Origin of the sequence: Rudaea cellulosilytica DSM 22992, assembly GCF_000378125.1 — a bacterium.
Taxonomy (GTDB): Bacteria; Pseudomonadota; Gammaproteobacteria; order Xanthomonadales; family Rhodanobacteraceae; genus Rudaea; species Rudaea cellulosilytica.
This window is the reverse complement of sequence record NZ_KB899242.1, coordinates 901,610-924,022: the sequence shown is the minus strand read 5'-3', so window position 1 is coordinate 924,022 and position 22,413 is coordinate 901,610. Positions and strand designations below refer to the sequence as shown.

Below are 22,413 nucleotides of genomic sequence, written 5' to 3'. Positions count from 1 at the left end.
CCTCTCTGTGCGATGTGTCGTGATCGTCGGGTGCCTGCCTGCAATGGAGTTACAGAAAACGGCGCGCAATCCGGCAACGCGTCGTACGAGCGCGGTCATTTGCAAGTCACGCGGAAAAGCGCAATATCGCCGCCGGCAACGCATCGACATCGGGGAACGGTCGTGCAACACAAACGTTGGGAACGTCTTGCGAACCTGTTTGCCGAGGGGCTGAAACTGGCGGAATCCGAGAGAGCCGCTTGGCTTGCTCGCATTTGCGCCGACGACGCGGCGCTGCGCCGCGAAGTCGAGGAATTGCTGCGCGCCAATGCGGCGCAGGGTGTGCTCGACACGCCGCCGCTCGCTGCAGAAACGATGGAGGTTGTCACTGTCGCGCCCTCGCTCGCTGCGGGCACGGTTCTCGGCGCCTGGCGCATCGATCGACTGGTCGGTCGCGGCGGCATGGGCGAGGTCTATGCGGCGACGCGTGCCGAGGCCGGATTCACGCAGCGTGGTGCACTCAAGCTGTTGCGCTTCGAGGCGATCGGCGAGTTGCAACGCTTTCACGCCGAGCGACAGATCCTCGCTCGGCTCGATCATCCCGGCATCGCGCGCCTGCTCGACGGCGGCGTCGCACCGGATGGTCGTCCTTACACGGTGATGGAATTCGTCGAAGGCGCTTCGCTGATCGAATATTGCAACGCGCGCCGTGCGACGCTGTACGAGCGCCTCGACCTGTTCGCGCAAGTGTGCGATGCCGTCGCCTACGCGCACCGCAACCTCGTCATCCACCGCGACTTGAAACCGGCCAACACGCTGGTCGACGCCGAGGGCAAGGTCAAGTTGCTCGATTTCGGCATCGCCAAGCTGATCGATGCTAGCGCATCGCCGAATGCGGCCGATCCGACGATGACCATTGCGCCGTTCACCCCCGATTATGCCGCGCCCGAGCAACTCGCCGGCGAGCCCGTGACGACGGCGACCGACGTGTACGCACTCGGCGTGCTGCTGTTCGAACTCCTGACCGGCGAACGCCCGTTGCGCAAGAGCGGTCTGCCTTCGCCGCAGGCACTGGCGCTGCTTGATCGCGACGCGCCGCCGCCAAGTCGCGTGGTTCGCGACAAAGCCGACGCGCCGGTGCCGGCGAGCGCCCTGACCGGAGATCTCGATGCGATCGTCGGCAAATGCCTGCGCCGCGAGAGCGCCCATCGCTACGACACGGTCAACGGTCTCAAACTCGACCTGCAGCGTCATCGCGCGCGCGAGCCCGTGCTCGCACGCGAGGGTGCGCGCATGTACGTGTTCGGGCGTGTGCTGCGACGCTATCGTTGGGCGGTTGCGGCGGCTGCTGCGTTGGTCCTTGCACTGGCAGCGGGATTGGCCGGGACGCTGTGGCAGGCGCGTAAAGCCGAGATGCAGGCCGCGCGCGCAGAGGCAGCGAAGAACTTTCTGCTCGGCATCTTCAAGGCCAGCGATCCACGCATCGCCAGCGACAAGCCGCGCGGCCAGATCACGGCGCGCGAGCTGCTCGACATCTCCGCCGGCCGCATCGATGGGCGTTTCGCCGACGACCCCGACACACGGATCGATCTGTTGCGCACCACTTCCGAAATCTATCGCGCGCTCGACGAAGGCACTACCGCGGACAAGCTTGAGGCGCGGGAACTGGAACTGGCGCGTCAGCGCTATGGTCCGTACCACGCCGACCTGCTCGACGCGGCCGTGCAAGCTGCTCAACGCGTCTGTATCGCGCCAAACGAAACACAAAGCGCGAAGGATTGCGCCAAGGCGCAAGCGGACGCTGGTGCGCTGCTCGATGCGGCGCACGATGCCGATGCGCAGCGGCGCGGCATCTGGTGGACAACCGAGAGCGTGCGCCTGCTAACCGACGACACCCAAGCGCCCGCCGCCGAAGCTGCACTGAAGAAGGCGATAGGCTTGTTCGAGGCGGGCGCGCCACGCACGCGAGACCATGTGACGGCGCTGATCAAGCTGGGTAATTTTCTCGGGTGGCGGCTGCGATACGACGAGGCCATCGCTGCTTACCATCGCGCGTTGAATTTGGCTGAGACGCTACCCGAGCGCGACGACGTCGAACTGATAAAACTGTGGAACAACCTCGGCCTGATCTATCAGGCCACTGGACGCTACATCGAAGCGGCCAAAGCATATGCGAGTGCCGTCGATTTGGCCGAGCACACGATGGGCGCTGATTCGCTCATCGCCCTCATTCCGCGCAGCTTCACCGCCGTCAGCCTGCACCTTGCCGGCGACCGCGAGGCGGCCTCGCGCGAATACGCGCGGCTGATCCCGTTGCTGCCGCCGCTCGCACAGCTCAATCAAGACACCGCACTCATTCGGCTCTTTCACGGCGACCGCATGCGGGCCGAAGGACGTGCCGTCGAAGCGATCCCGGAACTCGAATCGGTTTCCCGCTATCTTCAGATTGAACACGCCTACGCGCATCAGCCGCGGCAGGCGCGCCGCATTCTCGGAGAAGCCTATCTGCGCGCGGGCCGCCGCGACGATGCGCGGCGTGAGCTCAAACTCGCACTCGACGATTACCTCGCCCACGACGTGGACCGCAACCCGCAGACGATGGCCGCACGCGAAAGCTATGGCCGTCTGCTGATCGAGGATGGCGAGTTCGGCGCGGCGAAGGAGCAGTTCGCTGTCATTGTCGGTGCTGCCGAAGGCCGCAAGCTCGCGCACATCGCGCTCGCGCATGGGGGTCTCGCGCGCACTGCGCTCGCACAAGGCGATCACGCTGCCGCGCTGCGCGAAAGCGAGACGGCACTCGCCATCTGGAACGAAGTGACCGGCGCCCGCGACGCGCGCATGGGACCGTACCTGCAGCGTATCCGTGCCGATGCACTGATGGCGACCGGCGATTTCGACGCCGCTCAGAAATTTGAAGACGAAGCCGCGACCGCGAGCCTGCGCTACGACGATCCTTCCAGCCCAACCACGCACCGCCGCGACTTGCGTAGATTGGCGACCAAGTGATAATCGTGGCGCTTCATCCTTTGCCGGCCATCTCGCGATGCAGCCACGCGCGCGCCAGCGTCCAGTCGCCGCGCACGCTGCGCTCGGAGATGCCGAGCGCGTGGGCGGTCTCGACGTCGCTGTAGCCGGCGAAATAGCGGCACTCGACGACTTGGGCGAGGCGCAGCGATTCCTTTGCCAGCCGGCTCAGTGCTTCGTTCAATGCGAGAATGGACGCATCCGAATCAGTCGCCACGTCGAGCGCCGCGGTCAACGGCAATGCCTCCAAGCCGCCGCCGCGCTTGGCGGCCTGTCGCGTCTCGGCGTGGTTGACCAGTGCGTGGCGCATCGCCAGCGCCGCCGCGCGCAGGAAATGCGAGTCGGTCTCCCAGGCCTGTCCGCGGCGCAACTTCAGGTAGGCTTCGTTGACCAGCGCGGTCGTCTGCATCGTGGCGCCGGCGCCGACGCGATGGCGTTCGCGGTGGGCGAGGCGGCGCAGGTCGTCGTAGAACAGCGGGAAAAGCTGGTCCGCGAGCGCGCGCGCGTCGGCCGGCAATTGCGCATTCCAGTCGTCGAGGAAGTCGATCGCCAAGTCGTTCATGCCATCTCGCAGCGGCGGGCAGCCTTCGTCCAGCTCGGGCATGATAGCGCCAAATCGGCGGCTGCCCACATCCCCGCGTCGGCTTTTTCGTACACGGAGCGACGTCGGTTTCGGACGAAGCCGGCGCCCCCGCGCGTGTTATGATTTGGCCCATACAATCGCGCCGGATCGGAGAAGAAAACATATGGCACGCGGCATCAACAAAGTCATCCTCGTGGGCAATCTCGGTGCTGATCCGGAGACGCGCTACATGCCCAACGGCAACGCGGTCACTTCGATCCGCATCGCGACCAGCGAGTCGTGGAAGGACAAGCAGACCGGCGAGCAGCAGGAGCGCACCGAGTGGCATCGCATCGAATTCTTCGGCCGTCTCGCCGAGATCGCGGGCGAGTACCTGAAGAAGGGCCGCCAGGTCTATGTCGAAGGCCGCCTGCGCACCGACGAATACGAGAAGGACGGGGTCAAGCGCTACTCGACCAAGATTGTCGCCGACGAGATGCAGATGCTCGGTGGCCGTGAAGGCGGAGGCGGCGAGGGTGGCGGTTACAGTGGCGGAGGCGGTGGTGGCGGTGGCGGTTACGGCGCGCAACGCGAGCGCGGCCCCGCACGTGGCCCGCAGTCCGCACCCGCGCCGCGCAGTGCGCCGGCGCAGACGCCTGCCGATAATTTCGACGACGACGAGATTCCGTTCTGACAGCTACCATCACGGGTTTCGTTGCGTTTTCTTCTGGAGCCAGCATTTTTGCTGGCTCTTTCTTTATCTGAAGATTGTTGCGAAAAAGAGAGTGGTATTCGGATAAGTCCTACCAGACAATTTTGCCGTGTTCTTGCGGCAGGCTGATCTGGCGATGAATCAATTCCGGCTCTTCTTCGTGATCTTCTCCGACGGGGAGCGCGTTCCCGTTTTGACCGACCAGGCGGGAAACCCGCATTGGTCCGCAACACTGTTTTCGGTCACTCAGATACGAAACGCGGGCAAGGCACCCAACACAACCTTTGCCGCGCTCGGTGCTGTCAGAAGTCTCTTGGCCTGGGCCGATAAGCGCGGTGTGCAGCTCGAGGAACGGTTTGCCCGCCGTGAGTATCTGACCGAGGCGGAAATCGAGTCGCTAGCAAACCATGCGCGCTCGTCATTTCGATCGCCTGAGGGCGGCGGCAAGGTGGTAATTAGCCTACCTAGATTGCGCCGAGTCGAAGGTGCACGAGCGCAAATCGAGGCGTCTGATCGCGGAGTTTCGGCCGGGACCCAACATGCCAGATTGAGCTACATCGCGAAGTACCTCACGTGGCTGGCGACACGATTCATCGAGAAAACCGCCAAAAAGGTCAGCGACAGTTCTCGAGCTGAAATCAAAGAAATGGCACTCGCGTTGAAGCTTAAACGGCCGAAAAAGGGCCCGCGTAGCCGCCTGTCTTCCCGATCCGGGTTGTCTGAAGTTGCTCGTGAGCGGCTACTTCAGATCGCCGAAATAGGCGCCGAAGACAATCCATTCGGTTCAGCTGTCCAGCACCGAAACGAGGTCATCGTGCGGATACTGGACGAAACGGGAATTCGCGCCGGGGAGTTGCTTGCGCTCAAAGTAACGGACTTCGATTTTCAAAAGAACGAAGTGGTTATCGCACGGCGGCACGGGGATCCTGACGACCCCAGAGTGAAACAGCCGGTCGCCAAAACATTGGACCGCAGAATTCCCTTGTCAAGTGAGCTCGGGAAGATGGCGTCGAACTACGTGCTCACAGACCGTCGATCGGCTTTTCCCGCACGACGCCACCGGTTTCTATTCGTCGTTCACAAAGAAGGCAAGCATTTTGGTCACCCCCTTTCGGCGAAGGGGTTAAGCAAGGTTTTGTCGACGCTCAAGCAACGAGATCCTAAACGCCTCGCTGGGCTCTGCTGCCACATCATGAGGCATACGAACAACGACAGATTCTCAGAACTGATGGATACGACGAACGCTACGGCAGCCGAGGAGGAGCAAATGAGGTCCTATTTGATGGGCTGGAAGGAAGGCTCCGGTACTTCCGCCACATATACGCGGCGGCATATCCAACGAAAGGCACGTGAAGCGTTTCTCAAACTCCAGCAGCGCAAACGCAAGGACATGACATGAATTTTGACCGAAGAGAGTTAACGACGATTGTTGAATGTGCTTCGCTCGATGGTCATAAATTCGACCCACATTCGGACATCTGGGTTCTCTCGCGAGACAAGACCGTCAAGCTTGGTTGGATGCGTGGCCTCTTGGATACGATCCTTGAGATAAGTGCGCGAAAAATTCTTCAGATGTATGCCACGACATACTCCGCGGCACATACGGCGAACATGGCGGATAGGTTTAAGCATTTTGCCCTATTTTCGGCAGACATCTCGTCGCCCGTTTCCAGGATTATGAGTGCCACAATCATTAGTTACCGGGCCACTCTCGATAGCGCCTCAGAGCACTATTTAGGCGCGCTTTCAGGGTTCCTCAAGAAATGGCATGAACTTAGGCTGGAAGGTATCGATGAAGATGTGATCTCACTTTTATCCAGTTGGAGACTGAAGGGAAATCAGAAGGGTCTAGCGGTACAGATTGCCTGTCCGAACGATGGGCCGTTGAGCGACCTCGAATATGAAGCCTTGCAAGATCATTTGCTTAGCAAGTTTGAGAGTGGAGCGATCGATCTCGACGTATTTACTTTAGTCACACTGTTCATGGCCACGGGAAGGCGACCGGCGCAAATTGGAGACCTGAGAGTCAAGGATTTTATTGTCGCAACCGCTTCCGATGGATTGCAGGAGTACGTACTCAATGTGCCGCGGCGAAAGCAACGCGGCGTTGCGTGGCGCTCCGAATTCAAGCCTGTATCGATCTCGTCCGAAATCGGTTTAGCGGTGCATCTACTTCTCGAAGAAAACCGTAGACGTGTGGATCAAGCCCATCCATTCATTCGTGATGAAGTATTCAGGGAGCTGCCGATTTTTCCCGACTGGGGAGCACTGAACGACGGAATGACCGAAATGAATACGATCGCATTTGCTGGGACTGAGATATTTCACCGGCCAACAAATGAGTTACGCAGTCTCACTATGAAGGCGATCAGGGCGTTAGAGATTACGTCTGAACGTACGGGTGAGTTTTTAACCGTTTACCCAACACGTCTTCGGCGTACGCTAGCAACGCGTGCAGCGCGTGAAGGCTATGGGTCGTTGGTGATAGCGGAGTTGCTTGACCATTCCGACGATCAGAATGCGCGTGTGTACACGCAAAACGTACCGGAAAACGTGGAAGCGATCGACAGAGCTGTCGCCATGCAGTTGGCGCCCCTGGCTCAGGCATTCGCTGGTGTTCTTGTCGAAAACGAGCGCGATGCTGTCCGGGGAAGCGATTTAGCGAGTCGAGTCCGCACGCGGCGAGGCGAATGCGCGGGCACCTGTGGCCACTTTGGGTTTTGCGGTGCTTTGGCGCCGATCGCTTGCTACACGTGCCGTTTCTTTCAGCCGTGGCTCGATGGCCCGCATGAAGAGGTGCTTGCCCAACTGATAGCAGATCGAGATCGAATGCGCGAGATAACAAATGATCCAACCATAGCGTCGATCAACGATCGCACAATATTTGCGGTGGCTGAAGTGATCCGGCGCTGCGAATTGCGAAGAGACGAGATAAAGGTTGCCGCCAATGTCTAACATGGTTTTGTTCACCCCTCGTCATGATCTTTCCGCGAAGGAAAATTTCGCCGAGTTTATCCGTGTATGTCGGTACGACTTGACTATATTTGGTGCGGATCTCGATTGGGAGAGCTATAGCTGGCATAGCGCAGGTGTAGCTTTTGGCAACATCGAGCAGACCACTCGAAAGCTGCGTCCTGAAAACGCGATGAAGGAACCCTTCGCCGAGTTTGCCAAGGCGTATTTCCGATATCAACAAGGTATCAGGCCAAACAAAAGCAAAACAGAGATGCGCGCTTTGAAATGCCTCGAGCGTGCTCTAGATGAGGGTGCATCAGGGCCCAATATCGCGGGCATTCGAGGCGATGTGCTAGATCGCGCAGCCGTACTGGCTCGGAATCAATACTCCCCAGGAGCTGCCTATCATGCCGGTCGCGAGCTTGAGGAGCTAGCACGATTCGTATCTGAGAAGCGTTTGGTACCAACCGCTCTCGATTGGAAAAATCCAATTGGTAGGCCGCAAGATACAGTTCGCACGGGCAAGAAAGCTCGAGAAGATCGCGAAAAGAAATTGCCGTCGATGGAGGCGTTGGACGCGTTGGCTCAAATCTTTGCATCAAGCCCAACGGTTGATCGAGACATCTTCACAACTTCGACGGCTGCAATGCTTCTGAGCGCTCCATCGCGCGGAAGCGAGGTTCTTGCTTTAATGGAAGATTGTCAGGTCGTTGAGGCGAAACGCGATGGCGGGCAATCCTATGGCTGGCGCTTCATGCCTGGGAAAGGGGCGCCACCAATGATCAAGTGGATTCCTGAAGCCATGGTGGCCTTGTCTCGAGAGGCAATAACAAGGGTGCGGAGAATGACGCATGAGGCACGACAACTCGCGTCTTGGTTGGAAACTCATCCGGATAAGTTTTATCGGCACAAAAATTGTCCACATGTCGCTGATGACGCACCTTTGACGGTGGGGCAGGTTGCATTAGCTCTTGGCATCAACCGAGAAGACAGAACTTCCCTACGTGCGGAGATGCGTCGGCTTGGCCTCAGCCCTGAAGACGGGGTCGAAACGCTATCGAGCTTGAATAGGTGGGTTCACGCGCGTCTTCCAGTCGGGTTCCCTTGGTTCGATAAGGAGAAGGGCCTTCGGTACTCAAAAGCTCTGTTCTGCATGAGGGACAAGCAATTGCGGACAGATTTTTCTACAAGTCCTTGCGAGCTTTGGAAGCCTACGATAAATGTTTTCAACAATGATCTCGGACCACGGGGGACTGCGCCAGGCTATACGTCCACGACAGTTTTCGATCGACATGATCTAAAAGACTGTGAAGGAAGATCCTTCAAGGTCACATCTCATCAGTTCAGGCACCTGCTCAACACGATGGCACAGCGCGGTGGTCTTAGTCAGTCCGAAATTGCGCGATGGTCCGGCCGGACAGATGTTAGGGAGAATCGAGTCTACAACCACATGACGGAATTCGAGCTTGTGGAGATGCTTCGCGATAAGGATCCCGCCCTAACACTTGACCGACCTCTAACGGAAATCGCAGAAAATATTGCTAGTGTCATTCCAATCACTCGGCAGGAGTTCAACAGCTTGACTATGCCGACGGCGCACGTGACAGAGTTTGGCTTCTGCGTTCACGACTATGTTATGTCTCCTTGCCAGATGTTCCGCGACTGTCTGAACTGTTCTGAGCAGATTTGCATCAAAGGCGATGCGAGGTTGGGGCGCATCAAGACGGAGTACGAACAAGTCAGGCAGCTTAAAGAACGAGCCGAATACGAGATCGCTGAGGGAACGGCAGGTGCGGATCGTTGGTATGAGATTCACAGTTTGACGGAAAAACGCGTTGCAGAGCTGATAGCAATTCTCGAAGACTCGAAAGTGCCGGACGGAGCAATCGTGCGGCTCAGAAACGAGCAGCAGTTCAGTCCGATTAAACGTGCGCTTTCTTCGCGAAAAGATACTCGGCGCCTACATCAAGTTGAACGCGAAGAATCTCTGCCGCTTATCGAGAGTGGCAAGTAATGGCTAAGCACCTAACGGACAAAGAAGCCCTCCGGATTGTCGAGCTGCTGGACGGATGGCGGGGTAAGCTCACATGGTCCGCGTCACAGTCTGCCTGCAAACGTGTTATTGGGCGATCACCTGCGCGCCAATCGCTTGATCGAGTGGTTCGGATCAAGGAAGCTTTTCAACTGGTAAAAACACGTCTGAAGGACGGAATGCAGGTCCAAAAGGCGCCTCCCAATATGCAGGTGGCTATTGAACGAATCGCGCGCCTCACACAAGAAAATGAGCGTCTCGTTAAAGAGAATTCGATGCTGCTCGAGCAATTTATCGTCTGGCAGTATAACGCTCACGTCCGTGGCCTAAGTGATCGTGATCTCAACAAGGCGCTTCCGCGCGTGGATTTGAGAAAAACGGAGTAGCCGGATTTCCTCCCCGGGGGTTTAAAGCTCACGCATCTGCGAAGATTGTGATTCCGTAGCCGATTGTGTGGTCTGCCGTGGAGTGCCCATTGTCTCAAAGCGCAAGTACTTTCGTTTGGTAGCTTTCGGACTGGCCGTTGCGCCATAGGCTCGCTGTCGATGCAAGCCGAGATCTCAAATCTAAAGCGTTGCCGACAATCGTCTAGCGGCAGTGCGTCATACTTTCGCGTGGCGCCGGCGGCCAGAATAGACCGTGGCCTGCCACCGTGCGACATCAAGTGCCCGCGCGAAAGATCCGCGGCGTCCATGGATGTCGAACACTTCGACCTCAACGCGTTCTTGAGCTAAGGCTTTCCGGAACGATGCGGGCGTGGCGAAGCCTAGTTCTTTCCATAGCGCAGTTGGAGGAACGAATTCTCCGTATCGATCGGTCAAACGCGCTTCGAATTCTTCAACCAGGTCGCTCATCTCGGAAGGGTAGGCTGTTCACACATCGGGGCAGGATTGCCACGTGCAAGGTAGACGCAAGGCGTATGCCAGCGCAAGCCGAGAAGTGCGCGACTGGTCGTATCGTCTCTCGACGAGAAGAATTGCGTGTGTGAACTGGTCAGCGCGATTTCGGACGAGTCAGCGAAGCCACTTCGCGCCGTACCCGGGTGACTAAGCTCTCCATTTCTGCGGGACTTCCGCCCGTGTAGGCGAGCATCAGCAGCGTCAGAGGGTGAACAGCTAGAACTTGGCTGATTTCCGCGAGTTTGTTCAGTGTAGGGTTCTTAATGCCGCGTTCGACCGAACTCATGTACGTGCGGCTCGATACATTGGAGAAAGCCTCCTGGCTCAAGCCGCGCGATTTGCGGGCCATCTTGAGCGCTGCGGGGAGGGATCGTTTGCTCGGCATCCGTGAACTTCCGGGAATTCGCGGATGAAAGCGGATTGAACCCTAAAGGGCTACAATCTATAGTGTTCATTTTCAAACGGTTGCCGTTGTGCAGCCAATTTCGAAGGTGAGCGGTGGAATCAACCGATCTTAGGGCTGCCCTCTATTTCACTGCCGCGGTGCGCGTCGCAGCCGATAGCTCTCTTACCCGATTGCTGCCGCTGGAGCTGCAGAAAGAGCCTTTGTCACCGCACGAGAAGCTCTCGCAGCGCATGCTGTTTTCGCTGCAGGCGCTCGGCATGATCGAACCCGAGCTATCGTTAGTGAACGTCGAGGATTGGCTAACCGCTAGGGGCTGGGGCGAGATTGGGCTGGGGACACTGGCCTGGCGCATCCGCTGGACGAAGCAAGACTGTCGCGAACGAACGGCGCTCGCCAGCGAGCTGCTGCGCAGGATCGAACCTTCTGAAAGCGCCCTGGATGCACTGCTCGGCATTTGGGAGGACTTGGCGCTCGCCGAGGTTCTGCGATATGCGGGCTGGACGCTCGCGAAATCCGGGTGCAACCCGCATTGGGCTGAATGCGCGATATCGAATCTGCGTGAAGCGCTCAGGACCTTCAGCATCACCCAGGTCATGTACCTGATTCAGCTGGCGATGCGCTCGCTGGCTAGTACACATCAACGGGGCGGAGTCTCCTCTAGCCAGCTAGGCGAGGTGTTCGCAGATTCACTGAGCTACTTTACCCGGCGCGCAAAACTGGAGAAATGGGCAATCCGGGAGGTGGCCCGTCCGACACAACTGCCCATCAGCGCGATCGCCGTGGTGTTCGCCGCAGAGGCGACGCGATTGAACGACGACTACGTGACGCGCGCACCCTCGAAGGCGGCATTGCTTGATGCCATGACTCGGGCGCGAGCGGTTCACTGAAATGACAGCTAAGAAGATCCCGATCTACGAAGTGCCGCCGTTTGCGGCTACCAATCTTCCGATAGCGAAGGTATCCGTTGAAGAATTGGAACGACTGCGTGAGCGGGCAATCGAGCGACGCGATGAAGCCCCCTATTTTCGTGCGCTGCTCGATGCAACGTTGTATGCGCACGCACCGCTTTCCGACGATACCGGCCGAGTTCGCTTCATCCAGTTCCCGCATCCAGACACCGGGAAGGACACGTTGCCCTTTTTCACTGACGTCGAACAGGCGCACCAAGCTGCACAAGGCCACGTGAAGGTCCTTGCGATGTCTGGGCGACTGTTCTTCGAGCTCACGCTCGGTGCCTTCTTGGTGCTTAATCCCAACCGCGACGCGGTGATGATGTATCCCGAGGAGATCCACGAATTGTTGGAAACGGGTCAGGTGGCGGAAGTCGGGATGGAAAGTGTCCAGGAGTCGACTGCGATGGCTTTTTGTCCCCCTAAGCACGCGCCGGCTTGGCTGGTGGAATGGCTGAGGACCTCGTTGCCTCGGCTTCCGTATGTCGAAAAGGCGTATCTCGTCGACGCCTGCCGTCCTGAAGCGCCCACTAACGTGACTTTGATGATCGTCTTGGCTGTCGCTCCTGAGCATGCTGAGTGGGCGCAGCGAGCTATGGCCGCGTTACTCCAACCGCATATCCAGGAACTCAAGGCTCCCCTCGATGTGCAGTCCTACGATCCGCAGGGGGAGATGAGGCAGTGGGGACGTGACCTGGGGTTGGAACCAGTGTATGAACGCTCGCAGCACGCAGTCCGATTCGTCGAGAGCACGTTGGAGCAGATGCTTCAAGAGGTGCCCAGGGATGCGGCGTGGCTCAAGCGATTCCACAACCAGTTGCTCGAATCCGAGGTGTTGGTGCCGGTGAAGATCCAACCGCACGAAGTTCATCGTCGGATGATCCCCCCGGGCTCCGACCTGAATGTGATTACGTTGAGCCGATCCGATGGGGTCGATGTAATTCCTTTTTTCAGTTCTTCAGATCGGCTGTATCAGTGGGAACCTAGGGGCGAGCAGTGTGTTCTTCTCACCGTCAGAGAACTTTTTGAGAGCCGGCCGGATATGCATTTTTGGCTGAACCCGCATTCTCAGGGGAGTCGGGAATTCAAACCATCTCTGGTAAGCGTGTTGCTGAAAGGATCAGCGAAGTAGTTTCCTCAAGTAGCTGGGGGAAGAACCACTAGGGAGGCTTATCGCGGGTAGGGAAGGGCTGCTATCGACCCGATACCGATCATCGTCAATTAGCGTAGCGTAGGAATTTTCCTACTGCACGCCGAGCAGTTCGCCCATATCGCCGAAGAGGGAGCGTGCGCACACTTTTACGGCCTGCACGTCAGGCGCCACACGCTGTGCATGGGATGCCAAGCCGCCGACGTGCGGGTTTTGTTGCAGTCAGCTATGGAGATTTCGGTTGGCGGTAGCCGCTAGTCGTCCATGCTGTCCAAGCGTATAGTCTCTTAGGGGCTCGCCGTTCGGGGTGAAGGGGGAACACTGCGTGGAATTAGAGCGGAGAGGCGCGTCTGCGCCAGTTGAAGATCGCGTCATTTTCCAAAGCAATCTGCCGCTCGCTGAAAAGCTGGAGCGTGTCCGAATCGAATTACTGGATGTTGATTTGCACGCTTGCTGTCTCAGTTGCTGGCGGCCATGACAGGCGAGTTCTGAAGAAGTATGGACAAGACCGGGTAATCGCCGCGGCGGAGAAGAAAAGAGTGAAGATCTTGCGGACTGGCGCCGATGAAAAGCGTAGGTCGATGGAGGAGCGGCTGGACGTCGTTCACCTTGAGAACAAGCAGTTAGAGACCCAGTCGAATGCTCTGCTCACCCGCCTCGCTTTGATTGAGGGAAACGCCAAGCGGCTGGGGATTGACCCAGAAGAGCTGTCAAGCCTCTGGTCCTGTCTGATAGGAGGGTCTTCGGAGTCTTCAAGAGCAAGGGTCGGCGATCCTCGGGGAACCGCTGATGGGCTGTTTTGGATGGCAGTCTCACTTCGTGAGATCGATCGGTCGTCTGATTCCCGGCATACCCACGTCCGGCGAGTTTTGCAGTGACCTTGAGCTTCGCCCCTTTGGCTCTCGGCTTTCGACAGGCTCGGTGCCGGCAGCAGCGACGTCCATGGAAGAGATCGGGCTTTCCATGGGCTTGCCGGATAGCTGGAAGGCTGTGATCTAGCGCCATGATCATCCCTGACGCTCGCCTCAAATTCTTTCGACGTGTGAAGTCAGTCAGAACCTCGACGGGCGACGATATTGACGCCGGTAAGATCATTCGAGCGATTCTTCATCTTTGGCAGGCACGCAAGTTTCCTGAATTGAGATCTGCGCGTGTCCCTTGGGGTACGGCAGCTTACGTCGCCGATCCTGCTGTCGAGGAGTTTGCGGACTGGGTTAGTCGCCAGCCGTTTGGAGATGCCGCGTACTGGATTGCAACGACGTACGCACTTTTGGTCGACAGGGGCACTCGATCAGAACGCGCACTGTTTTTCACGCCTCCGATTCTGGCGGACCGGTTGATCAGCAACTTGGTTAGCGCAGGCGTCGAGCTAGTAAAAAATACTTGGCACGACCCTGCTTGCGGAGGTTCCGCATTTCTTGTCCCACTCGCTCTTCGCATGATGAAGGGTCTCGAGGGGACCAAGCTCACAGCCAAGCAAAAGCTGATCGCGATCGAGAATGCTATTAGTGGGAATGACATTGACGCAGAATTGCTCCATCTATCGGCAGCACTTCTTGAGATGGCGACATTTCCACTCATCAGGGAGTCGCGCTACACGCCAACATTCAATCTGACGATAGGGGACGGCCTGATTGCTGCCGGATCAGCAACGTATGACGCGGTCATTTGCAACCCCCCTTATCGCAAGTTGAAAGCCAGCGAAGTTCATGCCTATCGCGAAGCGCATGGCGATGTCATCGAAGGTCAGCCCAATATCTACGGGCTTTTCATCAACCGTTCTTTGAGCCTCGCAAAGCGGGACGGCTTGATTGGCCTTCTAACGCCGACAAGCTTCTTGTCCGGCAACTCGTTTTCGAAACTAAGAGCGAAGCTTCTTAGGGAAGCTAGCGTGCTGAGCGTCGATATGCTTGGAAATAGGAAGTCGATGTTCATCGACGTTCTCCAAGAGACAGCAATCACGCTACTCAGGCCCACAGAGGCTGATCGCGACGACGCCAACGCCAAGACACAGATTGTGGTCCTAACGGACGACGGAAAATACCGAGATGTCGGAAAATTTCCGCTGCCAAACTCCGGAAGCCCTTGGCCGATTCCCAGGAGCGCAGACGACGCCGCACTAGTAGCTGCTGCCGAGCGTGGGCAATTTACACTCGCGGACTATGGGTACGTGGCTCGTATCGGCAGCCTAGTTGCCTACAGAGACAAGCGCCCACGCTTTGCCAAACGCCCTGTAGATCCAAAAGACCGTCTAATTGTTCCCCTTATCTGGGCCACTGATATTGCTCCCAATGGAGTGTTTGACCATGGGCGGCAGCATCGGTCAAGAAAAAGCAGGCCCTATGTGCAGATAAAAGGGTTCAATGAGGCAGGTGTAGTCAAGATCAGATCGGTTCTCTTGCAGCGGCTTACCTCGAGTGACCAGCGCAGTCGACTGGTTGCAGCTCCTATTTCGCCGGCTTGGCTGAAGAAGAACGAGGCGTATGTTTGCGAGAATCATGTCATCGTGCTTGAGCCGACGAAACAGGCGTCCATTTCAGTTGAGCATATGGCCGCATTGCTTAATACGAAGGCCGTCGACCGCATTTTCAGAACGATCTCGAGCGCTACAAACGTTGCCGTGTCGGAGCTAAATGCTCTGCTCCTTCCCGCCCCTAAGGCGTGGATTGCGGCAACCGAAAATACGACGGACTTCGAAATGGCTGCGAGAGTCGCGTATGAGGGCACTGCTTCCTTGGCGAAGGGTAGGGTGAAGCCGTGAAAAGTGGCCGGGGCTCTCCGGGAGGATCGCAGCTACAAAGCATTCGCTTGGCTCAAGAGCGAAAGGCAAAAATGGTTGCGAGCCTGTTGAGCAAAGCCAAGAACCCGGAGTCGCCTACCGAAGAGAGTCGGAGGTTGGAGCCTAAGCGAAATGAAAGTCCCAAGCTTGCCGACCGGCTACCCGTCGTGGACCGCGCCACCCTAGGCTTGAGGTTGAGAAAGGACGACGTTGACGTTGAGGTTCGCCCAGTAATCGCGATCGAAGGCGTGGCCGGGCATCTGATCAATTCGTCCCGGACGCGCCACTCTTCCTTTCTATTGCTTTGGCCTGGCTCGCTTCGTTCTCTGACTTTGGCGCATGCCGTAGGTACTGCATCGCTGTGGCAATCAGGAAATAAGCAAGGGCTCCGGACGATGATCTATCCGGCAAAGGCTAATTTCCTGCATTCGCTAAACCACGCGCACTTGGACAAATCTGACCTAGTGAAGTTGGCGCTCGAGCTATACGAAGACACCCAAAAGGCGAATCCGAGGGTCACTGTTTCATTCCGAGAGAAGGATGCGCTTTGGCTCTCACTCAACAACATCAAAGCCAGCGATGCGGAGCGAGTTCACCCAAGCCTTGCAGAGCTGATCCCACACTTCTTCGCTGATTCTGGTTTCGAAGAATGGCGGTCGTGCGACGGTGACATGCTGCGCCACGTCAAGAGCAGTCTGAAATCTGTAAAGGACAAGCGTTTGCTGGGTAGTTTGGCGACCCAAAGTCTGACCGACCCAAATACAGCGCCAGACGCCGTCTTCGCTCTGAGTTGGAAGGCGACGCGCCAAGACGTCCGAAATGCGTTGCGCGCCTTGGAGAAGGCGCGGAGGCCAGACGTACTGCTGGTTGATCTGACAAGGGCACTGCGCAAGAAGAATCCGGGGTGGAAGACCAACGCCGTCATGTTTCTTGAGTGCGCGCGTAAGGCATGGCCGGTGGATACCCCGCCCGTGGTTTTTGTTTCCGATGAGCCGTGGGTACGCGGCCAACTGCAACGTCAGTTGCTTAAAGCCTCTGCCAAGAAGAGCGAGATCCACACTTGGCTAAATGAAGCGGACTTACCTCTATATGGCGAGATCTGCACGCTCGGTATGGACGGGTTGCTTGAATGTCGCGTACCGGAGATGAATGAGCCTTCGGCCAAGAAGATACAAGTAGCTATTACAGATACCGAGGCTGCGGAAGTTGTCGCACAAATCGAGAAGCTGGCCTCCGGGCTTGTAGAGGCTCAGTGGGTCGAGGCTCTAGAGGCCACCTCGTCCTACGTGGAGACGCTCGCCGCTCTGCCGTCGAGCACGAAGATGCTCGTGGCATGGCTTGGCGAGGCAGACGTTCCGATGGCGATCAGGCAGAACTATGCCTGGCCAGTCTATCGATCTCGTCTGGAACAGATCTTCCATGATCCGACGTTCCGGAAACGAGCGGCCCTGAAGCTGATCATCGATCGTGGGAATTCGCTTTGGGAAAACTACTCCAATGGGACGCCACTAGCTCGCAAGCTCGCGGACCTAATCGAAGAGCACACGCGAGGCCGTGAGAAATGCAGGGTGGTTTTTACAAGGCCAACGGCTAGGCGTCTGGCGGAGCGGTACTTTGAGGAGTACGACGGCTATCCGGAGGGCGCCGGCTTCGAAGTGCTCCGTGACTGCGTTAGGTTCATGGTCTCTCGGGAGCTGGACATCGAGCTTGTAAACGCATCCGGTGACACGCTGATCTTTGCCGGGCTAGACGAGGAGTCGCTTCGGACCCTAATCCTTAGCGAACGCATTTCCTCGCCAACTTACGTACTTCTAACCCGCCGGAATGCTGCCTACTTGAAGGCGACTCTCCGAGCAGTCGATAGGACGGCGGGATTTGAGTCGCTTCGACCGCGAGTCGAAGCGATTCTGCGTCAACTGCCCGAGTTTCCAATTGGCAACGAGAAGGCAATTTTCACCCGAGCAGACTTTGTCCTCCCAACGTTTTCGTTCGAGCAAGGACTAGCCACAACGTTCGCCGATAGTGACGAGCACGACGAAGCCGCGTGGGAACTCATTCTTGATAGCGGCATCGCCGTTCGCCGCAGTCCCAACTCAAAGCTCTACCTCTATGACCCCTCCCAATCACACACTGTGACTCGAGGATTCAGAGCTGTCGACGTCAGCACGCTAGAGCCAGGTGACCATGTATTCATAATGTCATTTGAGCTCCGCGAGCTGACAGAGTCTGCCCTGAAGGCAGTTGGCGCTCCCATATCAAACGATAAGCACTTCGAGAACGACCTGCGCAAATATCACGACCGAGTCGGTGAGCTCGTCGCACAAATCCAAGGCGTCACGCTGATTGATAAAGCGAGAAGAATCCAGCGATCTTTGGAAGAAGCTTTGGGTGACGCGATGAATATGCCGGCCGAAGGCACGCTTAGAAGCTGGTTGGATGTCGACAGATATCGCGGTCGTAGCTTTGAGGACGCTAGACCAGGCGCCCCTCGTATTGAGCCGCACTTCAAGGCCCTCGCCCAGGCCATTGGCCTGGATGCCTTCGAGACGACGTATTTCTGGAGAGTAGTGATTCAGCCGTTACGAGGCGTCCGAAGAGCCGATGGTCGACGAGTCTCTGACGCATACTCAGATTTGTTGCTTGAGCCCGAGTCGATCGAGGTGCACGGCCGGCTAAGTCATTCTGTGGTTCAGGACCTTTACGCGCGAGCGAAGGATAACGTTCATTTGATCGAGGCAATCAACAAGCCTCAGGGGGCGTGATTAGTGGCCATTCCAATAGCTAGGGTAGACCCGAACACCATCGCGATGACCCTCAAAGAGGCGGTTGTTGACTCCTTGATCAACCTCACGTATTCGCGAATCAGCGGTCATGGAGCAGAGGGAGGCCGGATTTTTGGAGCAAGGCCTCGCTCCGTCTTTGCATCGGGATTTCTACTGCCCCCGCTATTGGATCAGGGGCCGGGTGACGAAGTTACTCAGCCGATTCGAATAAGTGCGCACGGGCTGGACTTGCAGTTCCAGCGAGCTGCGCGTGGCACGGTTAAGGTTCGCCCAAGCTTTAGCATCTACGTTCGAGTCTTTCCGTCTCTGGCGGACCTGCAGAGGCCTGATTGCGGACCACGATTTCGTCTAGATGACTCGATTCGTAAGCATTTGAAGGACGAGACGGACGCGGCGTTGAAGAATCGATGGGAGGCGGAATTTTCTGGCAAGGCGTACAAGGAGCGATTCAAGCAGCCGAATTGGTCTGAGATTGAGAATTCGGTGCGGGCTGACGTTTTGGTGAAGCTTGGATTGCCGCCGAAGATCACGACCATTTTTGCCACCGACGATAGTATCGATGACGCAGGGGCGGATGATGGGGCGGCCGAAGGTGTCGTGGCACGAGAAGAAGCCTTTCCGCCTCTGAACGATGCGCACTTTCGGCCAATGGATGTCCCCCACAAATGGCTCCGCATCGACCTAAGCCCTGAAGAGATTCCTCTTCTTGAGTTCGACCCCTCGCTGTCTCGAGCTAACCTGATTGATATCGTCGATCAGGCCTCTGCAGAGCTAACTCGAGCACTGGGCGACGCGATAAAGCGCTGGGCGGAGTCAGCACTTGGTAAGGCATGGTGCTACCGGAAGGGCGTACGAGTTCTGCCGTCGCAGTACAAGGGTTGGGAGACGTTTCTCGAATCAGTTCGCGCAGATGCCACCAAGACGCTCGCCCTACCAGACATTACACTGCGTTGGCAGGTAAGAATTGTCCCGGACTGGTCGGATCCATCAAGGTCCAATCTGCACATTAGCCTGGAGAATGCGTCCGCCGAGCCGAAGCGCAACGACGACACCGTAGACCAAAGTGTTTTTCGAGTTCATCTAGATGTCTCGATGCCGGTCGCGATGCATCGCTCTCTGAGATTGGGCAGGGTCGAGCCGTCGTATCGCTACAACGAGTACCTGGACTACCCCGCCATGGGCTTCAATGGCGGCGTACAACGTGTCCAGTGCGGTGCATCCGCCGAACTAAGGATTCGAACCACCTGGGCCCCTCGTTACACTCAACCGAGAGTCATTCCGCGCCAGTACCCAGGACTCCAGCCAAACATGCGGCTGTTGAGCGGAGAGAACAGCCTTGCATCGGTTCTGCCACTCGTGGATGTGCTGGAGGATTGGTACGCATCACTAGATAAGCGGGTTGATCCCTTTGCCGGACTCAGCGCCGACGACGAGGCCGGAAGAGCGAGAGAGACGAGCGGTTTTGCCAAAGACAAGCGCGGTTGGCGAAAAGAAATAGATGCTGTTCGGGCTGGCCTCGAAATCCTCACGGAGTCAGAACGTGTTTGGAAATTGACGCGTAAGCGAGGGCGTCAGTCCGACGAGCGAGCTACCGTGTTCGAAGCTTGGCTGTCCATGAACGAAACGATGGCAGATTTGCTACGGAGCCGATTCAAGAATGACGAAGGCGAGTGGCGCCTGTTTCAACTTGCCTTCGTCATCGCTCACATCCCGTCTATCGCAAGTCGCATGGACTCATTTGCGAGTCGCTACGAGCGTGAGCGCGACGACACCGTGACCTTGCTCTACTTCGCTACAGGCGGTGGGAAATCTGAGGCATTCTTTGGCCTGCTGGTTCTTGCGTTATTTCTGGATCGGTTGAGGGGGAAGGCCGTCGGCGTGACGGCGATGATTCGCTATCCGTTACGTCTTCTTACAATTCAGCAGGCCCAGCGCTGTTCGAAGGTGCTGGCGAAGGCAGAGCTAGTTCGCAGACGACATGAGATTGGAGGCGGACCCTTCTCGATTGGGTTTTGGGTAGGTAGCGGAGGCTCGCCCAACAATCACTTTGCGCCCGGCGTCGCCGACATTCCCGACATCAAGGATCAAAGCGCTGATCTGAAGACCGAATCGGCGCTATTGGGCCGCGAAATCAACTATGAACTCCAGAAGGCTGCGTGGAACAAGATTCCGTCCTGTCCGTTTTGCGGTGAAGAAACGGTCCTGCGGCGCTTCTCGACATTGGGAGGAACGGTTGCACACGTTTGCTCAAGCCTAGATTGCGCCGCGAACGAAGGTGAGTTCAGGCCCCTTCCATTTTTCATCTGTGACGTAGATATTTATGACATCGCTCCGTCGGTTCTCTTGGGTACCGTCGACAAGCTCGCGCTCATCGGGCAGTCATCGCGAACTATCCGGAAAATCTATGCAATGTTCGGCGCCGCCCCGTGGCAGGAAAACGCGACGGGCCGCCTGAGAATCCCAAACGAACCGCGGGCTTTTGAAGAGGGGCCTGAGGCTGCTGGCTGCGTAGGTCTGTTTCCCGCCTATCCGAATGGAAAGCGATTGTTTCACGATCCATTTCCGAGCTTGCTCATTCAAGACGAAGCACACCTTCTGGACGAGTCGCTCGGCACATTTGCGGGCTTGTTTGAGTCCGCCTTGGACGCCGTATATGGAGAGCTATCGAAGCCGCTGAAGCAGCTGGTTGCACATGAGCCGGGAGGTCAAACCCGCCGGAGGTCCAAGGTTGTAGCGGCATCGGCCACGGTTTCGGATCCCGATCGCCAGCTAGAGCACCTCTATCAGCGGCCGGTACCGGCGATGCAGTTTCCCTACCCTGGGGAAAGTCTGTACGCCTCCTTCTACGCCGCGCCTGCAGAGCCTACTGACTTGCGGCGTTCCAGCCTTCCCGACATTGAGCAACGGGCGAATTGGGCGCGCGTCTATGTCGGCTTCATGACCAACGGTCGCGCCCATACGGCGACCACGGTGGCGGTGCTCTCCAATTTTCATGCTGCAATTTCCGAGCTAATTCTGTCCTTCACGTCCGATGACGAGCGTCGCCATCAGGCGGCACGAGAAATGCTCGTTGGCGCGGTGAGCGAAGGCGAGATGAAGGGCTCCTATTCGGAGGCGCTAAGAAAGGCGACACCTGCTGAACTAGCTACGCTCGTAGATCTTCATCGGATCGCGCTTACATACGTCACCAACAAGAAGGGCGGGGACCAGATCATGGCCGCCGAGTTTGAGGAGACGCGAAAGCGCCACGTTGAACGCAACCTGCCCTTAAGGGATCTACGTACGGACCTTATTACTGGTTCTGTTTCCCAGGGTGATATTCAGAAGACTGTCCAGGATGCCCAGCGGAGGCCGAAACCGGGCGAACCGTTTCCTGACTTGGAGACAGTGCTTCGTTCCGTGATCGCCACTTCCGCCGTGTCCCATGGCGTGGATGTTGAAGAATTCAATTCCATGTTCTTCGCCGGTCTGCCGTCGGATATCGCGGAGTACATTCAAGCCTCTTCTCGCGTCGGTCGTACCCACGTCGGCTTTGTGGTCCTAGTGCCAACGCCGCAGCGAAGGCGAGACAGGTACGTGGTTGAGGTATTTGACAGCTATCACCGATTCCTGGAGCGCATGGTCTCTCCAGCCGCGATCGATAGATGGGCGGGTCGCGCTGTGGAGCGAGTCCTTCCAAGCCTCATTCAGGCCTATCTTGCTGGTGTCGCCTACGTCAGCGAGGTGCACGCGGCTCCAGCCGACAAGAAGCACAGCGTGCGGGATCTCTCGTGGATCCCAAACATTGTCAGCCTGTACAACGGACATGCAACTCGAGGTCCGCTGGTCGCAAATCTATGCGGCTTTGTTGAGAAGGCAATCGGACTAGACAACGAAACATTCGCGCCGGGCGGAAAGCAGCACTACCAGGAGCTGATCAAGGATCGCGTCGAGGCGATGTTGACCGGGTGGGCTCGGGACATGTTGGGTGAGCATCGGGGGCTCGGAGACTACTTCCGCGCTCAAAGTAGTGTCATGAAACGGCCAATGACCTCACTCCGAGATGTTGACGAGGCTGGATTTATTTCCTTTGGATACCGCGACCTAGATGGTGCTCGGGGAAAAATCGACGACCGCGCGGCGAGGAGGGTTATGAAACTGATCCGCGGCGGTGTTGCTGATGGTGGGAACGACGGAGAGTGA

The 22,413-nt window shown here is 57.5% G+C and carries 15 protein-coding genes; 12 read left to right on the top strand and 3 right to left on the bottom strand.

Annotation, left to right across the window (positions count from 1 at the left end):
• The first annotated feature begins 162 nt into the window (after positions 1-162).
• Entirely contained in the window at positions 163-2,985 is a 2,823-nt protein-coding gene (locus tag F455_RS0113815) for a serine/threonine-protein kinase (RefSeq protein ID WP_018973897.1), read from the top strand.
• A 13-nt stretch (positions 2,986-2,998) separates the two neighbouring features.
• On the opposite strand, the gene F455_RS0113810 is transcribed toward F455_RS0113815, so the two are convergent.
• Positions 2,999-3,565, bottom strand: a complete 567-nt coding sequence (locus F455_RS0113810; RefSeq protein ID WP_051084213.1) for an ECF-type sigma factor — start codon at positions 3,563-3,565, stop codon at positions 2,999-3,001.
• 184 nt (positions 3,566-3,749) lie between these two features.
• On the opposite strand from F455_RS0113810, the gene ssb reads away from it, so the two are divergent.
• From ssb to F455_RS0113785, 5 genes are all read left to right on the top strand, one after another.
• The gene (gene ssb / locus F455_RS0113805; protein ID WP_018973895.1) at positions 3,750-4,259 is read left to right on the top strand and encodes a single-stranded DNA-binding protein; all 510 of its coding nucleotides are present in this window, start codon (positions 3,750-3,752) and stop codon (positions 4,257-4,259) included.
• 127 nt (positions 4,260-4,386) lie between these two features.
• Positions 4,387-5,676 carry a tyrosine-type recombinase/integrase gene (locus F455_RS0113800; RefSeq protein ID WP_018973894.1) on the top strand — a complete coding sequence of 430 codons (1,290 nt, stop codon included), beginning with the start codon at positions 4,387-4,389 and terminating at the stop codon, positions 5,674-5,676.
• Positions 5,673-7,232 (top strand): site-specific integrase, encoded by a 1,560-nt coding sequence (locus F455_RS0113795; protein WP_018973893.1) that lies wholly within the window; start codon positions 5,673-5,675, stop codon positions 7,230-7,232. The genes F455_RS0113800 and F455_RS0113795 overlap by 4 nt, the downstream gene beginning before the upstream one ends.
• Positions 7,225-9,246, top strand: coding sequence for a hypothetical protein (locus F455_RS23000; RefSeq protein WP_033409827.1), 2,022 nt, complete (start codon positions 7,225-7,227; stop codon positions 9,244-9,246). The genes F455_RS0113795 and F455_RS23000 overlap by 8 nt, the downstream gene beginning before the upstream one ends.
• Positions 9,246-9,650, top strand: a complete 405-nt coding sequence (locus tag F455_RS0113785; protein ID WP_018973891.1) for a hypothetical protein — start codon at positions 9,246-9,248, stop codon at positions 9,648-9,650. The genes F455_RS23000 and F455_RS0113785 overlap by 1 nt, the downstream gene beginning before the upstream one ends.
• A 216-nt stretch (positions 9,651-9,866) precedes the next feature.
• Here the strand turns inward: F455_RS0113785 and F455_RS22605 are convergent, their stop codons facing one another.
• Complete coding sequence (locus F455_RS22605; protein WP_083918957.1) at positions 9,867-10,118, bottom strand: hypothetical protein; 252 nt, start codon at positions 10,116-10,118, stop codon at positions 9,867-9,869.
• A 139-nt stretch (positions 10,119-10,257) separates the two neighbouring features.
• On the bottom strand, positions 10,258-10,548 hold the full coding sequence (locus F455_RS0113780; RefSeq protein ID WP_018973890.1) for a helix-turn-helix domain-containing protein: 291 nt from the start codon (positions 10,546-10,548) through the stop codon (positions 10,258-10,260).
• 113 nt (positions 10,549-10,661) lie between these two features.
• Here F455_RS0113780 and F455_RS0113775 point away from each other — a divergent pair, with 113 nt between their 5' ends.
• The 6 genes from F455_RS0113775 to F455_RS0113750 all read left to right on the top strand — a co-directional run bounded on the left by F455_RS0113775 (position 10,662) and on the right by F455_RS0113750 (position 22,413).
• Positions 10,662-11,456: a hypothetical protein gene (locus tag F455_RS0113775; RefSeq protein ID WP_018973889.1), complete on the top strand. Its 795-nt coding sequence runs from the start codon at positions 10,662-10,664 to the stop codon at positions 11,454-11,456.
• Between the two features lies 1 nt (position 11,457).
• Positions 11,458-12,651: an SseB family protein gene (locus F455_RS22140; RefSeq protein WP_018973888.1), complete on the top strand. Its 1,194-nt coding sequence runs from the start codon at positions 11,458-11,460 to the stop codon at positions 12,649-12,651.
• A gap of 377 nt (positions 12,652-13,028) precedes the next feature.
• Positions 13,029-13,547, top strand: a complete 519-nt coding sequence (locus F455_RS0113765; protein ID WP_157578813.1) for a hypothetical protein — start codon at positions 13,029-13,031, stop codon at positions 13,545-13,547.
• A 125-nt stretch (positions 13,548-13,672) separates the two neighbouring features.
• Positions 13,673-15,430, top strand: coding sequence for an Eco57I restriction-modification methylase domain-containing protein (locus F455_RS20960; protein ID WP_083918956.1), 1,758 nt, complete (start codon positions 13,673-13,675; stop codon positions 15,428-15,430).
• A gap of 71 nt (positions 15,431-15,501) precedes the next feature.
• Entirely contained in the window at positions 15,502-18,210 is a 2,709-nt protein-coding gene (locus F455_RS0113755; protein ID WP_018973885.1) for a hypothetical protein, read from the top strand.
• Positions 18,211-18,603: 393 nt separating this feature from the next.
• The gene (locus F455_RS0113750) at positions 18,604-22,413 is read left to right on the top strand and encodes a helicase-related protein (RefSeq protein WP_018973883.1); all 3,810 of its coding nucleotides are present in this window, start codon (positions 18,604-18,606) and stop codon (positions 22,411-22,413) included.